We start from the raw sequence: 16,305 nt of genomic DNA, 5'->3' as shown, positions 1-16,305 counted from the left end.
CTACCTCATCACGATTCTGGCGGCACAAATCTCATGTCGCATATCCCACATCTAATCTTACAAACAAAAAAAGGGAGACTATCTATCCGACAATCTCCCCATATCAATTAGCTGTAATGTTTAATAAGTTTGTATCGTTTTAACAAAACTCTCTTCTTTATACGTCACCACAAAGGTCAACTCTTTAGAATCTGTTTTGCTGATATTGAATTTTTTTGTTAACTGCGTTTTATCTTTAAATACTTCGTTGTAAACCTCATCATTGTATTCGTTGTATACTTTAACTTCGATCGGATTTTTATCCAGGTTATCCAGATTAAGGGTAATTACCTGATCATTTTTAGTATAAACCGGTTTAAATATGTTAGATACTTTTGGTTCAGACACAAGTGCCTCACCATCTTTAATGGTTACTGTATATTTAGCCAATTTTAAGTCAGACTCTACTTTAAGTATATAGTTTCCATCAGGAAGTGCATTTAAATCATAAACCTTACTTGAGAAAGCTGAAGCATGGATATTTTCTTCAAATAAAACTTCCTCATCTGCACCGATCAGTGACAGATTAACGTCTTCTGCCTTATCTACAGAAAAACGGATAAACTTTTCTTTTTCGCCTTTTACTTTTAATGTAAAATTATCATCGTTAGCGTGAACACCCGTAGCAGTAAAAAGTGAGGCTGCTATTAAACCGATTTTTAAGAACTTTTTCATAACCAATATTTTTAAGGGGTTAATAATTATATGACACCACTAAGGTATGGAGGTAACTGAGATATAGGCGATTGCATATTTTCCAATATCTATGCTATATTACCCCAATTACAGGGGTATTTTATTATAAGCTATAATAAAGCATATTTTTTATGTATTTTAGTGCAATAAATTAGAAAGTAATGAAGCCAAGTTTCGAGGTTGTTGAACCCTCTTTCGGGAGTTCATTCTATTATTCAAAATATGTAGAAAACGCCAATAACATGGCGCACCTCTGGCATTACCATCCTGAAATCGAAATGGTATTTGTAAATGGCGGTGCCGGAAAAAGGCAGATCGGCAGTCACGTTTCTTATTATACCGATGGCGATCTGATCCTGATTGGCAGCAACCTCCCCCATTGTGGCTTTACCGATACCAATACGGGAAACAAAAACGAAACGGTAATCCAGATGAAGCCCGATTTTTTGGGCACCACTTTTTTAGGCCTGCAGGAAATAAAAGGAATCCATGAGCTTTTTGATAAAGCAAAGGCCGGAATCGCATTTGGCAGCGAAACCAAGAGTATGGTAGGCGACCGGATCGAAATGATGGACGATCAGCCTCCATTCGATAGGCTTTTAACCCTGCTCAGCGTTTTAAAAGAACTTGAACATGCCAAAGATTATAAAATTTTAAATGCCGACGGGTTTTCTATGGAAATGCAGGTGCAGGATAACGACCGCATTAATATGATCTTTAACTATGTAAAAGACCATTTTCAGGATCAGATCAGTTTGCAGCACATTGCAGAAATGTCGAGCATGACCGTTCCTTCCTTTTGCCGATACTTTAAAAAAATCACCAAAAAAACCTTTACCCATTTTGTAAATGAATACAGGGTAGTACATGCTTCAAAACTTCTGGCCGAAAAACCCATCAGTATTGCCAATATTTCTTACGAAAGCGGTTTTAACAACTTTAGTCATTTTAATAAACTGTTTAAGGAGTTTACGGGCAAAAGTGCATCAGAATATAGGCATGAGCTTAAGTCGCTTATTAAATAAAAATGAGCATGAACAAATCCCTACTATTAATACTCTTAAACGTCATCAGCTCATCCCTATATGCTCAATATGTTGACATTAATTTAGTAAACTGCAAAATAAGCGAAACCGAGCAAAAGAAGATAGAGAAACTGATTGCTTACGAACGCATGTTCTGCAACGAGATTTTCGAAACCAGTAATAACATTACTGTTCCTGTTAAAATTAACCTTTATGGAAAATCAAAAGATTACCGTATAGAAAAAAACAAATACAACGCGCCATCATCAACAGGCTTCTACATCCCTGCAATAAACCAGGCTTTTATCATGAAAAGTGGCGATTTCATTCCCGTGGCATTGCATGAGGCCAGTCATAGTATTTTCCAGTTCAATTATCAAAAAGCGCCAAAATGGTTAAATGAGGGCCTTGCTGAGTTTTTCGAAACTTTAGATTTTGACAGTGAAGGAAATTTATACTCCTACCCACAAAGCAACCGGATTAAAAGTATAAAGGCGGGTTTAGCTTTTAAGGATACCGACAGATTAAAAACTTTTTTCAGGATCTACGATGGTACTTTTTACGGACATGGGATTGACGACAATTATAATACAGCCTATAGTATGATCTATTATTTTGTTAAAAACAAAAGCACTACGGCATTAAAAAATATCATCAAGCTAACTTCGCAGGGCTATGATACTGAAAAAGCCATAGAACTTACTTACGGCAGCTTTAATGCATTTGAAGCAAATTATAAACTGTTTTACAACCTGCATCATTAATATGATCAATATTGCTTAACTTTTATACGATAGTTACCTTTATAATATTCTTTCATTTTAATCACCTCTTTTGATTTCTCGGTTAGCCAGAAAATGGCATAACTGTCTTGGCTGTAATTAATTTTAAGCAGCCAGCAATTAGCTGTTATATCTGCATTCAATTTCAAATTATCTTTGCCAACCACTTCATAACGATGGTAGCTTGCTGATTTTTCATTGGGATCAAAAAATGAAATATCAAACTGCTGGCCAACCTTTTTAATTGGCAATAATGGGTAAGTTTCTAAATCCTGCTCCCACGAAATGATCGGAATATCCAATTTAACCAGACCTTTTTTGATTGCATCATTATTTTTCACGGTATCTGATGGTTGCATCAGGCCATTTTTATAATCATAAGCAAAAACACCCCTACGTTTATAACTGGCATAATGATAAATTGGAGACATTGTTTTTCGATCGCAGATATTCGTTATCGTGGCCAAAAGGGAATCGTTGTGAAGCCATTTCCAATCAAATTCTATCACTTCATTTTTATCTCTTTTTTTAAAAGCAGTTGTTCTTTCCCATATATCTCCTACGGTCCGTTTCGTTTCAAGAGAATCTGTCATATAAACAAGATAACTTGTTTTTCCCTCTTTCAGATTGCTCATCACCAATTTATGGTTTTGTGCATTTATAGTATCGACCTGTGCCATTGAAACACCCGTAACAGAAAACAATATCGCGTTAATAAAAATTAATACCCTCATTTATAAATCTTTACGATTAGATTAATTTTATCATTAAATGTTACGCAATGTTTTACAAATCATTTAGGCATTTCAACTTTTCCACATTCCAACTTTTCAATCTTACAACACCTAAATTTTTCCTATTTTCGTGCCGATGGAAAATTTTATCGTTTCTGCCCGTAAATACCGCCCAGCCACCTTCGAAACCGTTGTTGGCCAGCAGCACATTACCGGTACGTTAAAAAACGCCATTAAAAACAATCAACTTGCCCAGGCATTTTTATTCTGCGGGCCTCGTGGCGTGGGTAAAACAACCTGTGCACGTATCCTTGCAAAAACCATTAACTGTACCAATCCTACAGCAGAAATGGAAGCCTGTGGCCAATGCGACAATTGTCTTTCTTTCCAGAATGGGCATTCTTTTAACGTTCACGAATTAGACGCAGCTTCAAACAACTCTGTTGATGATATCCGTAGCTTAATTGAGCAGGTTAGAATACCGCCACAAGCAGGAAAATATAAGATATATATCATTGATGAGGTTCATATGTTATCGCAGAGTGCATTTAATGCCTTTTTGAAAACATTGGAAGAACCACCTTCTTATGCTATTTTTATCCTTGCTACCACCGAGAAACATAAAATCCTACCAACCATTTTATCGCGTTGCCAGATTTTTGATTTCAACCGTATCCAGGTAGAAGATATAGCCAGTCACCTGTCAACCATTGCCCAACGTGAAAATATTGCTTTCGAAAGCGATGGTTTGCATATTATTGCCCAAAAAGCAGATGGCGGATTGCGTGATGCACTTTCGATGTTCGATCAGATTGCAAGTTATGCAAACAAGAACATTACTTATAAAGCTGTAATCGATAACCTTAATATTTTAGATTACGATTATTTTTTCAAGCTTACCTCTTATTTAACCGCAGCAGAAGTTAGCCAAACCCTACTCCTGTTCGACGAAATTTTAAATAACGGTTTCGACGGCAATAACTTTATAAATGGCCTTGCTACTCACTTCCGTAATTTATTGGTGGGTAAAGATGCATCGACCATTAAACTTTTAGAAGTTAGCGAAAACATCAAACAAAAATATCTGGATCAGTGCAGGCAAACAGAATTATCCTTCTTGCTAACAGCACTAAACCTGGCCAATACCTGCGATCTAAATTACAAGAATTCTAAAAACCAACGTTTACAGGTAGAGCTGGCGCTGATTAAAATGTGCCATATCCGGTCGGTCGTCAATTTAGCACAACAGCCTTTAAGCCCTAGTAACACAGCAACTGACGTAGATCAGGATAAAAAAAAAACTAATGTCGTAGCCGGACAGGCAGAAACACCAAAGCCAAAAGCAGAAAGCGAAAATACGGTCCAAGCCGTAGCGCCTATTGTTAAAACTGCTATTTCACCTAACATTCCTGCAGAAGAAAAACCAAAGGAAGCACCCAAGGTTGGTCCGCCACCATCTGCAACTTCCATCAGCATCAATATCCCAAAGTCCAATGCGATAAGCACACTCATTCCATCGTTAAATGATCTGAACCGAGTTGCACAGGAAGATGATGATAAAGGGCCAAAAAAAGTTACAGGCGAAGCCAGAGAACCTTTTAGTTACGACCGCTTACTGGAAGTGTGGAATGCCTTTACTCAAAAAATGAAGGCGGCCGATAAAATCAATCTTTTTACCATCTTAAATAATTTCGCGCCTACGCTTTTAAATCCTGAGTTAATCGAAATTTCGGTAGAAAGTAAAACACAAGAACACCTTGTACAACAAGAATCTGTTGAGCTGTTGAACTTTTTGAGAAACGAACTTAGCAATTTTGGTGTAGAGGTTACCTATAAACTTGTTGAACGTAAAATTGAAAACAGGCTTTATGGCAACCGCGAAAAGTATGATTACCTGGTAAACAAAAATCCAAAGCTTGACGAATTGCGCAGGAGATTTAATTTAGATGTTAATCCGTAAATTCCATATTGGATAACTGAACAATACTTATTAGGTTAAAAATTACTAAACAAAAAGCAGGATTACGCATCATTGCAAATGTATAACCCTGCTTTTCCTATTATGATTGTTTCGTCAAATAACTATCCTCACGACAGTGATCTATTGACTATTTTTGGGGCGTATCGTTAATCGGATAACCTTCTTCATCTAAATCATCGCGGTTGTCTTCGGGTGTGCGCGCAAGGATTTCGTCTTCAGGATTGAGTTTAACACTCTCCCCATTATCTACGTGCATGCCTAATTCTTCCAGGTTATCTTCAGCAATTTCTTCATTGCGTGCATATTCATCGCCAATATAAGGATTCGCTTCATCATAGGTAGAATCATCATCTTTGGCACCAGCAGCAACCGTTTCATATCCCATCGGGTGGTCGTAATCTTTATCTGTGCCTCTTACATCGAGTTCGTAACTCTGCTTATTTTCATCATAAGCAAGATTCTCTTTATTGATTTCGCTATTTTCTGTGGTACTGTGTATTTTATCCTGCGATCCTTTATTCTCGTTAATTGCCATGGTATGGTCTCCTTTAATTTATAAGGTTATAACAAAGTGGTATAGATAAGGTTTTTCTCTGACAAAATAATTTTATTATTTGGGCGTGCCCCAAGCTACGCAAGGGTCGGGCTATACACTTCAAGTCCTCGCCCGATGAATCCCGATTTTATATCGGGAGGGCTGTGGGCTTTCCGTTGCTATCCCTCACGCAAAAAATTACCTGTTAAGGTCATTTCGGTCTAGGAGAGCACGACCTTATGAAATTAGTGGACACTGACCGGGAAAATCCGTAAATAGTATCACTCAATAAGCCACCTAAACCCGATCATAGCGGGATGCTACCGATCCTTCATCGGGAGCAGAAGCGGGAGCGGGACTGCTATAACCTAAAAGCTTCTGCATTTGCTTTCCAAAATAAAAAGACTCGTCAAACCTCCTAGCAAAATGACTATAAATCTAACAACGTCAAGCCATAAAAAAGCGTCCTGATTTTTATATCGGGACGCCAAATATTTTAAGAGTTGTCAACTTCCGTACTAGAAGCATATTAAAGTTGACAACTCAAATTTAGCTTACAAAGAAGCCAAAGAAGTATTTAATGTTTCGCTCGGACGCATGGCCTTGCTTGCCAGTTCGTCATTAGGGTTATAGTAACCGCCAATGTTTTGAGGTTTACCTTGCGAACCGATCAACTCTTCATTGATTTTGGCTTCATTTTCTAACAAAGTTTTAGCCAACGGCGCAAATCTAGCTTTCAGATCGACATCCTTAGTTTGCGCAGCTAAAGCTTCAGCCCAATATAAAGCCAAGTAGAAGTGAGAACCACGGTTATCGATAGTACCCAATTTTCTGCCTGGAGATTTATCCGTTGCCAAAAATTTTGCGTTTGCCTCATCCAAAGCATCAGCCAGTACCTGTGCTTTTACATTGTTCTGTGTTTGAGATAAATGCTCTAAAGAAGCCTGAAGTGCTAAAAACTCGCCGAGTGAGTCCCAACGTAAATAACCTTCTTCAATAAACTGCTCAATATGTTTTGGGGCAGAACCACCAGCACCGGTTTCGAATAAACCACCACCGTTCATTAAAGGCACGATCGATAACATTTTAGCAGAGGTTCCTAATTCTAAAATCGGGAATAAATCTGTTAAATAATCACGCAATACGTTACCGGTAACCGAAATGGTATCTAAACCTTTGCGGATACGCTCCAAAGTAAATTTAGTGGCTTCAATTGGTGCAAGAATACGGATATCTAAACCTGTAGTGTCGTGGTCTTTTAAATATTTGTTCACCTTAGCGATGATTTCTCTATCGTGCGCCCTGTTTTCATCTAACCAGAAAACGGCAGGAGTTTCTGATAAACGCGCCCTGTTAACTGCTAATTTTACCCAATCCTGAATCGGGGCATCTTTGGTTTGGCACATGCGGAAGATATCGCCTTTTTCTACTTTCTGATCGAAAAATACTTTACCATCAGCATCGGTAACACGGATAATTCCTACACCAGTAGCTTGGAAAGTTTTATCATGCGAACCATATTCTTCAGCTTTTTGAGCCATTAAACCCACATTTGGTACCGAACCAATGGTAGTCACATCAAAAGCACCATTTGCTTTACAGTCATCAATGGTTGCAGTATAAACACCAGCATAAGAACGGTCTGGAATTAAAGCGATCGTATCCTGTGCTTTACCTTCTTTGTTCCACATCTGTCCTGAAGTACGGATCATTGCCGGCATCGAAGCATCAACAATCACATCACTTGGCACATGTAGGTTGGTAATTCCTTTATCAGAATTTACCATAGCCAAAGCAGGTCCGTTTTCTATGGCCTGCGCCAAAGCAGCTTCAACTTCAGCCTGTTTAGGATTACCTGCAATTTTCGCATATACATCTCCTAAACCATTTCTGGTATCGATGTTCAGTTCTTTGAAAAGATCGGCATATTTGGTAAACACATCTGCAAAGTAAACTTCAACAATGGCACCGAAAATAATCGGATCTGAAACCTTCATCATCGTTGCTTTTAAGTGTGCAGATAATAAAACGCCCTGGGCCTTAGCTTCAGCAATTTCTTTGGCTACAAAAGTTTTCAATGCCGATAAACTCAATGCAGAACTATCAATCACCTCTCCTGCTTTTAATGGCGATAAACCTTTTAACTCGGTTACCGTACCATCAGCAGCTACAAATTCTATTTTAAACTGGCTTGCTTCAGCAACAGTTGTAGATTTCTCCGAACCATAAAAATCGCCTTCAGACATACTCACCACTTTGGTTTTCGAATCTGCCGACCATTTACCCATCGAATGTGGGTTCTGTTTAGCATAATTTTTAACCGCTTTAGGTGCTCTACGATCAGAGTTACCTTCACGTAAAACCGGATTTACCGCCGAACCTAAAACTTTTGCATATTTAGCTTTAATTGCTTTTTCTTCATCGCTCTGTGCATTATCAGGATAATTTGGAATGGCAAAACCCTGCGCCTGTAGTTCAGTAATTGCACCTACCAATTGCGGAATAGAAGCAGAAATATTTGGTAATTTGATAATGTTCGCTTCAGGAGTGGTAGCCAAGGCACCAAGCTCTGCTAAAGCATCACCAATTTTTTGATCGTCTTTTAAATACTCAGGAAAGTTTGCCAAAATTCTTCCTGCTAAAGAAATATCTCTGGTTTCTACATCAATACCTGCTGATGCGGTAAAAGCTTGTACGATAGGTAAAAGTGAGTAGGTTGCCAACATAGGCGCCTCATCGGTTTTGGTGTAGATAATTTTTGATGTATTTGACATGTTTATATTGATTTTGCTTATTAAGGTTAACTATTCAATCGGTTTCCAGGTTTGTAAACCGATCTTTTTAAAATCGCCTAAAGATAAAATAATCGAATGACTTAAGGAACATCGCAATGTTATTTATGGCATGGTTTGTATCATTAATTGCAGATAACGAGTAAAATGTTAATGACGGAATTTGTTTTGGAGCGCAAGGTCATTTGCATTTATTAAAATCTTTCCTGCGCTACGCTTTATCCCAACAAATCGTGATGTTCGCTGGGATCAGGGCTATAAACTTAGGATCGTGGTACGGAAACCCAACCTGATTGCACAGAACTAACTAAACTAAACCTGATCGAACGGATGCCATTTTTCATGGCAGGAGGTAGAGCAGGAAGAAATTAACCGATGGAATACTGCAATTGCTTTTCAAAAAAAACCATATCATAATAATAAGGTATGGTTTTATCTGTCTTGAGTGCAACACCCCAATATTTTTTTGTGAACCATTTCTTTGGCTAAACTTTTGTAGTGTCAAAACCATATATCTATTTTAAACTTTTTAATTGAAATGACCGAACCTACCTTAGATCAACAGTTAAATGCCCGCAAATTCGACGAGGCTAAAAGCATGATGCATAACGGCGAAAAACTTTCTAAAAACATTCAGGAACATCATAAGTCGTCAATTTTTGACAATCTAGTGAGAGAGAAACAGTATGAAATTCTGAATATGATGCTAAAGGACAAAACCATCGAAACCGACATTTATGAATTCGACAGTTTTGACAAAAGCATTTTTCAGGCTATTGTCCGCAACCTTGGTAATGACAATGAAGATATTGCATTTTTTAATGAATTTATTACTCATTTCGACAACCTAAACGACGAGGTTAACACTAAAACACTATTAAGTTATCTCTTCGAAAACGGGGTGAGTTTAGCATTGATTAAAGCATGTATCAATGCAGGGTGCACAGCTAACTTCAAAAATAATGCAGAAGAAAACTACATCCATCAGGTAGTGAAAAGCAGTTTCCGAAGGTATAATCTAAACGATGAACAGACTACCGATCTGCTTAAAGGATATATCGATATCCTCGTTAACGAGGGTGTTGATATCAATGAAGGCAATGTGGTGCAGGAAAGCCCATTAATTACCGCAATAAAATTCAACAAGAAAAATTTAATTGCTCATCTACTCGAAAATGGCGCCGATCCCAATTATACCGATCGCGATGGAAATTCAGCTTTCTTTTATGCAGTAGCACATTCGCAGAGCGAAAACATATATGATACGCTGCGTGATTTCGCCTCACCAGCTTTCGATCAGGTTAATAAAAACGGTGAAACACTATTATTTGAATACGTGCGGATGATGTCGAACAGTGAAAGTGGCATCAACTTTCTTAAAAAACTGGTTGAAGATGGTGCCGATTTATACCAGGCAGGTACCTGGTATGGCGCTGATAAAACACCATTGGATATCATTGCAGAAAAACAGGCTGATATTTTACAGGCTGTTTTAGAAACCGGACAGGTAGATGTAAACAGGGCCGATAATAAAGGGAATACCCTGCTGCATAAAGTTTGTGCCTATAATGTAAACTACGAAGCAGAAAAAGCGAAAGAAACCTATCGAAAAGTAAAGCTCCTGCTCGAAAACGGTGCAGATATCGCTGTCACCAACGATCAGGATCAAACCGCATTGATGCTTGCATCTGATGATAACCTGAAAATAAAAACTGTAGAACTGCTCATGAAACAATCCTAAAATATGTCGATGTCATTTATTATTGCCTGCGAAAGCGGCAAACGCAAAATAGCCGAACTTTTATTGGCCAACCAAGAGGTAGAGGTAGGTTATACAGATGAAAAAGGCAGAACAGCCCTCCATTATGCCGCCCACCGTGGATATTTAGACCTTGTACAGATTTTAATAGATCGTGGGGCAGTTTTAGATTACGAAGATCATGCTGGCGAAACACCATTATACTTTGCCTGTTTACAAAAACAGAAACAAACCGCATTATTTCTTTTAGATAAAGGTGCAAGAGTTGACATTAAGGATTTTAAAGGCAACAGCTTATTACATCTTACTGCACAAAGCGGACAAATTGAAGTGTTAGAAAAACTCCTCAATCAAGGTCTAGAAGTTGATGGCGAAAATAACGAGGCAGAAACGCCTTTGCTTATTGCTGCCAGCTGGAGGAACAAAGAAATTGTTCAAAAATTATTGGAATTTGGCGCCAATATCAATACCACCAATAAACATGGCGATTCACCTTTAATATTTGCTGTTAAATCTAAAAACACACCAATAGTTGAGCTTATTCTCGAAAAAGGTGGAAATATCAACCATATTAATCATGCTGGAGAATCGGCCTTGCTAATTGCCTGTTATGATGCGAACAGGATGCTCATCAAAACATTGGTAGAAAAAGGTGCTGATGTATTCGTTTCATCAAAGGATGGCTTGTCGCCCATCTGGTATGCCTGCGCCAATAACCAGAAAGAAATTGTTGATTTATTTTTAAGCCAGGGTGTAGATGTAAACTATGCAAAACCGCTTTCGGGTAACGACGATTCAATGTATTCCTATTTAGAATGGGTAGAAACCGCCAATAATATTTCCATTTCGGCCAGCTTCTCTTTCGATAACAATTACAACTACGGAGGCGAAAGCATGCTGCATGTAGCGGCAAAAAGTGGCCATTTAAGCTTGTTAAAGCTATTAATAGAAAGGGGCGCGAATGTGAACATCCAGGATGAAAGCGGGAATACCGCTTTACACTACGCGGCTGCGAATGGTAAAAAAGATGCGGTAAAATTTTTACTCGAACAATCAGCCGACCCTACCATTGTAAATGTAAAGGAACAGAAAGCAATAGATTATTCGAACATAAAAGGCTTTAATGAAATTACAGAACTCTTGCTAAAATATGGCCTTCCAGCTAATCCAAATGTACGGGGAACAAGTACAGTGCCAACAGAAAATACTAATGAAGCTCCGAAAAATGATATGGCTGCGAAAAAACAGGCATTATTAGATTTAAAAGAATTACTCGATGCCGGAATTTTATCACAGGAAGAATTTGATGCGGAAAAAGCTAAAATATTAAAAGGTTAAACGATCAAACTGTAAAAACTGACAAAATATTGTAAGGCTTAAGATTTTAGTTATAAATTTATGTTTAATAATTTTCCTGGCCGAATGATTAAAGTTAAGCCAGGAAAATTCAATTTTAATGCTCGCATAAATGAAGAATCTTAACAGAATTAAATCGCAATCATTTGCCTTTATCATCATAGCTATTGTGACATATGGCTGTTCGCCAAAACTGTATGTGGATGAATCCAAACGTTATCAGGCGGGGACATTAACCGATTTACAAATAGATTCCCTGCATCTTTTTTTAAAAGAAAACCAAAGACTGGCCATAAAAGATACCATTATCATCAAATACGATTTCAATAAAGACGACTGCTGGAGAGACCTGAGCTATCAGAACGCAGAATTCCTGAACAATGTAAGATGGGCTTTTCAAAAAAACATTCTCGAAAAAGCAGAGGCCAGACCAAAAGTTGCCATTTACCAATATCGAGAGGAAGGAAAAAGTTTCAGTCCAATTAAATCAAAAGGTTTAGAAATAGAAACCGATTCTGGTTTTCTTAGAAAATTATTATTTAAAGAGATTACTTCTTGTGGCACCTCGGCAATCATCCTTCCGAACGGAAAATTTTTACTGGTAAAATCAGATCCTCAATTCTCTGCATTGATATTAAACGCTAAAGACATCGAGAAAAAATTGCAGGAAAATCTGGTTAAATAAGCCTAGAAAAGATCCAGGCTTGAATTAGAAACGATTTAACAAAATTTAACTAAAAAATTAGGTGTAATACAGTAATTTAGTTTTAATTAATCGTTTTCAAATTAACAACTGGAAATTTATGATCAAATTCCTTTGCTCCGATCCTACAAACTTAAAAGTAAATCATCTTTTCTGTGATCAGATTTTCGCTGTTCAAGTAATATCTTAATTCTAAAAGAATTATATAAAAGTACTTCCCTGTTAATCATCATCGCATTGAACCGGGGAAAATAATATGCGCTCTCCAGGAAGGTACTCCAGGGTACTTTCCTTTTATTATTTTAGCGTTGTGGCCATTATCCCCATGCCAAAAACTTCTCTCCGTTTTGGATGTTATATTTTTTGAGACAAATTTTTAATCAAAAACCGGTTAACATGAAAAACAAGTTTTTTTACGCATCAATGCTTTCAACTGCAGTCCTTTTTGGATGCCAATCCAATTCTAACTCACAAAAACAGGTAGAAGATACGACTATAACAACCAAAACTGGGGCAATAGATTTACCTGCCCCAGATACCAATGCCGCGAAAAGTAAATTTAGCAAGGTAATTGGCTGGCCCGATGGAAAAACACCTATTGCCCCAGCGGGTTTTGTGGTAACCAGATTTGCAGCCAACATTAAAAGCCCGCGCAATACATATATAGCTCCTAACGGGGATGTACTGGTAGCACTTTCTAATTCAGAAAGAAGCACTGTAGAAGCGGTTGCCAATGCAGTAACCGGCAAAGCTAAATCTGAAGTGCCCGGTAAAAGCGCCAACGCGATTTTACTATACCGCGATGAAAATAAAGATGGCAAGCCAGAAACTGTTACCACTTTTTTGAACGGACTCAATCAGCCTTATGGAATGCTGATTATTGACAATTCATTTTATGTAGCCAATACCGATGGCTTGTGGCAATTTCCTTATAAAACCGGCGATACCAAAATCACAGCTACAGGAAAAAAAATCCTAAGTCTCCCGGCCGGTGGATATAACAATCATTGGACAAGAAATTTAATTGCCAATGCTGATAAAAGCAAAATTTATATTACCGTTGGATCGGGTAGTAATGTTGGTGAAAATGGAATGGAAAACGAGGCAAGAAGAGCTAACATACTGGAGATCAATCCAGATGGAACAGGTGAGAAAATTTATGCAAGTGGTTTGCGTAACCCCGTGGGAGTAGACTGGGCGCCAGCTACAAACATGCTTTGGACGGCTGTAAATGAACGTGATGGATTGGGGGATGACCTTGTTCCCGATTATATTACCAGTGTTAAACCTGGGGCCTTTTATGGCTGGCCGTATTCTTATTTTGGTCAGAATGAGGATCCCCGCTTAAAAGGTAAAAACCCGGAACTGGTTAAAAAAGCAATTGTGCCCGATGTTGCAGTAGGCGCACATACCGCCTCTTTGGGCCTAGCTTTTTACAAAGGCACAAAATTTCCAAAAAAATACCAGGGAGGTGCATTTATTGGTCAACATGGGTCATGGAACCGATCGGTAATTTCTGGCTATAGAGTAGCATTTGTACCCTTTAAAAATGGCAAACCAATCGGAAAACCAGAGGATTTTTTAACTGGCTTTGTGGCTGATAATGACAAGGCAGAAGTTTACGGAAGGCCTGTTGGCATTACTTTAACGCCTGATGGAGCATTATTGGTTGCAGATGATGTTAGTGGTATAATTTGGAGGGTTGCTGCTAAATAGTTTACAAAATAACCACAGGTTAGCAGAATATGCGTTAAATTTATCTGCCAATCTGTGGTTAAACCATCAATTATCATTCTATTGAAACCGAACCTTACCCTACTCTTGACTTTATTTTCCCTTACCGGTTTAGCGCAAACGATAAAACCCGATTCGACCAAAAAACTCGAAGAAATTACCGTTAAAGGCTATTACAACTCGCATTCATTACTAAGATCGGTATCGGCCGTAACTTTGATTGACAGCAGTTTAATCGGAAATCAACAGAACAGCTCCTTAGTGAGCACCCTAAATACTGTTCCTGGTGTAAGAATGGAAGAGCGTTCGCCAGGCAGCTATCGTTTATCGCTCCGTGGCAGTTTACTCCGATCTCCTTTTGGCATTCGAAATATTAAAATTTACATTGATGATTTCCCCTTAACTGATGCAGGTGGAAATACCTACCTAAATGCCTTAGATGTTTCTGCGGTAGGTATGATGGAGATTTATAAGGGACCAGAAGCCAGTATTTTTGGTGCAAATACAGGTGGTGCCATTTTGATTAACCCTCCCATCATAAACCACAATGAAATTAATATTTCAGCTATTGGCGGTTCTTATGGTCTTTTGCATCAAACGGCATCAATCAAACAGCAATATAAAAAGTACAGTTTCAGTTTTAGCGAAGGATATCAGAGAAGTGATGGGTATAGACAAAACAGCGCAATGGGCAGAAAATATTTTCAAACACTGCAGCAATGGAATTATAGCAATGCTGGCAGTTTAAAAGCTTTTGCTTTTTACAGCGATTTAAATTACGAAACACCAGGTGGATTAACGGCAGCACAATTAGATCAAAATCCTAAACTGGCCCGTCCGGCAACCCCAACATTACCTGGCGCCGTTTCACAGCAAGCTGCCATTTACAATAAAACTATTTTTGGGGGAATATCTAATTCGTACCAGATCAACAGGCATTTAAAACATGTTATTGCTTTATTTACCTCTTATACCGATTTCAAGAACCCCTTTATAACCAATTACGAAAAGCGCTACGAAAGTACGCTTGGATTAAGAACATTTTTAGAATACGCCCAAGCAAAAGAAGACATTAAATTTAATGCTCAGATTGGATTAGAAAGTTCTGCAACCAAAAGTCAGATTAAAAACTTTAACAACAACGGCGGCGAGCCTACTGCAATGCAGGCTTCAGACCGCTTAAAAGCCGATCAGGATTTTGCTTACTTCAGATTAAACTTCGACATCAACAATAAATTTCTGATCGAACTTGCATCGAGTTTAAACTTTTTCAGCTACAATTATGAAAGCTACTTCCCTGTCACAATTGCAACGAGAGAGCGCAAGTTTAATACCCAATTTATGCCAAAGGCCGCATTATCTTACTTAATCGCAAACAACCTCTCTGTCAGGGCCTCGGTAAGTAAGGGTTATTCCACACCTACTATCGCAGAAGTGAGGTCATCTGATAACAATATCAATAATGACCTGCAAGCAGAGTCAGGTTGGAATTATGAACTGGGCTTAAGGTATAGAACAGGTAATAACCGCTTTTACGCCAACGGAAATATATTTCATTACGAGTTAAAAAATGCTATTGTAAGAAGGTTAAATCAAAATGACGCTGAATACTTCATAAATGCAGGTGGAACAAAACAGGAAGGAATTGAGCTGGAAGCAGCCATTTGGATCATCAGAAATAGTTCTTCTTTTTTAACGGGCCTGCAACTGAGAAGCAATTATACACTCAGCCATTTCAGATTTGAAGATTTCGTAAATGGCAGCATATCTTATAGCGGCAATAAACTTACCGGTGTTCCAGAGAACATTTTGGTTAGTAGTTTAGAGTTTAACTTTCCAAAAGCATTTTATCTATTCGTTCAGCACAACTACACCTCTACCATACCTTTAAATGATGCGAATACCGTTTTTGCAAAAAGGTATCATTTGGTTGAAGCAAAAGCCGGAATAAAAAACCTAAGGTTAAGCAGAACCCATCTCGAATTATTTGCAGGCTTAAACAATCTACTAAATGTTGATTACAGCTTAGGCAATGATTTAAATGCCGCAAATGGGAGGTATTTTAACCCAGCCCCAGGAATTAATTTTTATACTGGCCTTTCTATTAAATTGTAATCATTAAATCGCATCATATAAATCAAATATTTACATGATGCGATTATGCTACAA

Annotated in this window: 12 protein-coding genes; 8 read left to right on the top strand and 4 right to left on the bottom strand. The window is 38.1% G+C overall.

What is annotated here, in order from left to right; all coding sequences use genetic code 11:
• Positions 1-120: 120 nt before the first annotated feature.
• Positions 121-714: a hypothetical protein gene (locus ACN9MR_RS02830; protein ID WP_426328162.1), complete on the bottom strand. Its 594-nt coding sequence runs from the start codon at positions 712-714 to the stop codon at positions 121-123.
• A gap of 182 nt (positions 715-896) precedes the next feature.
• Here ACN9MR_RS02830 and ACN9MR_RS02825 point away from each other — a divergent pair, with 182 nt between their 5' ends.
• Together ACN9MR_RS02825 and ACN9MR_RS02820 are read left to right on the top strand one after the other, a co-directional pair.
• On the top strand, positions 897-1,760 hold the full coding sequence (locus tag ACN9MR_RS02825) for an AraC family transcriptional regulator (protein ID WP_426328161.1): 864 nt from the start codon (positions 897-899) through the stop codon (positions 1,758-1,760).
• An 8-nt stretch (positions 1,761-1,768) separates the two neighbouring features.
• Complete coding sequence (locus tag ACN9MR_RS02820) at positions 1,769-2,524, top strand: DUF1570 domain-containing protein (RefSeq protein WP_426328160.1); 756 nt, start codon at positions 1,769-1,771, stop codon at positions 2,522-2,524.
• Positions 2,525-2,529: 5 nt separating this feature from the next.
• On the opposite strand, the gene ACN9MR_RS02815 is transcribed toward ACN9MR_RS02820, so the two are convergent.
• On the bottom strand, positions 2,530-3,276 hold the full coding sequence (locus ACN9MR_RS02815; protein ID WP_426328159.1) for a hypothetical protein: 747 nt from the start codon (positions 3,274-3,276) through the stop codon (positions 2,530-2,532).
• A 136-nt stretch (positions 3,277-3,412) separates the two neighbouring features.
• Between ACN9MR_RS02815 and ACN9MR_RS02810 the strand changes: the two genes are divergently transcribed.
• A complete protein-coding gene (locus tag ACN9MR_RS02810) occupies positions 3,413-5,236 on the top strand; it encodes a DNA polymerase III subunit gamma/tau (protein ID WP_426328158.1) in 1,824 nt (607 codons plus the stop codon).
• A gap of 148 nt (positions 5,237-5,384) precedes the next feature.
• Here the strand turns inward: ACN9MR_RS02810 and ACN9MR_RS02805 are convergent, their stop codons facing one another.
• Together ACN9MR_RS02805 and ACN9MR_RS02800 are read right to left on the bottom strand one after the other, a co-directional pair.
• Positions 5,385-5,792 carry a hypothetical protein gene (locus ACN9MR_RS02805; protein WP_426328157.1) on the bottom strand — a complete coding sequence of 136 codons (408 nt, stop codon included), beginning with the start codon at positions 5,790-5,792 and terminating at the stop codon, positions 5,385-5,387.
• Positions 5,793-6,346: 554 nt separating this feature from the next.
• Positions 6,347-8,566 (bottom strand): NADP-dependent isocitrate dehydrogenase, encoded by a 2,220-nt coding sequence (locus tag ACN9MR_RS02800; protein ID WP_426328156.1) that lies wholly within the window; start codon positions 8,564-8,566, stop codon positions 6,347-6,349.
• Positions 8,567-9,122: 556 nt separating this feature from the next.
• Here ACN9MR_RS02800 and ACN9MR_RS02795 point away from each other — a divergent pair.
• The 5 genes from ACN9MR_RS02795 to ACN9MR_RS02775 all read left to right on the top strand — a co-directional run bounded on the left by ACN9MR_RS02795 (position 9,123) and on the right by ACN9MR_RS02775 (position 16,251).
• Entirely contained in the window at positions 9,123-10,325 is a 1,203-nt protein-coding gene (locus ACN9MR_RS02795; protein WP_426328155.1) for an ankyrin repeat domain-containing protein, read from the top strand.
• 9 nt (positions 10,326-10,334) lie between these two features.
• Positions 10,335-11,681 (top strand): ankyrin repeat domain-containing protein, encoded by a 1,347-nt coding sequence (locus ACN9MR_RS02790; RefSeq protein ID WP_426328154.1) that lies wholly within the window; start codon positions 10,335-10,337, stop codon positions 11,679-11,681.
• 130 nt (positions 11,682-11,811) lie between these two features.
• On the top strand, positions 11,812-12,384 hold the full coding sequence (locus ACN9MR_RS02785; protein WP_426328153.1) for a hypothetical protein: 573 nt from the start codon (positions 11,812-11,814) through the stop codon (positions 12,382-12,384).
• Positions 12,385-12,798: 414 nt separating this feature from the next.
• Positions 12,799-14,118, top strand: a complete 1,320-nt coding sequence (locus ACN9MR_RS02780; RefSeq protein ID WP_426328152.1) for a PQQ-dependent sugar dehydrogenase — start codon at positions 12,799-12,801, stop codon at positions 14,116-14,118.
• A gap of 81 nt (positions 14,119-14,199) precedes the next feature.
• Positions 14,200-16,251: a TonB-dependent receptor gene (locus ACN9MR_RS02775; protein ID WP_426328151.1), complete on the top strand. Its 2,052-nt coding sequence runs from the start codon at positions 14,200-14,202 to the stop codon at positions 16,249-16,251.
• Positions 16,252-16,305: the final 54 nt, after the last annotated feature.

It is taken from the genome of Pedobacter sp. R-06, from assembly GCF_049913135.1.
In the GTDB taxonomy this organism is placed as follows: domain Bacteria; phylum Bacteroidota; class Bacteroidia; order Sphingobacteriales; family Sphingobacteriaceae; genus Pedobacter.
The sequence above is the reverse complement of the archived record's forward strand: the minus strand, read 5'-3'. Positions and strand labels throughout refer to the sequence as shown.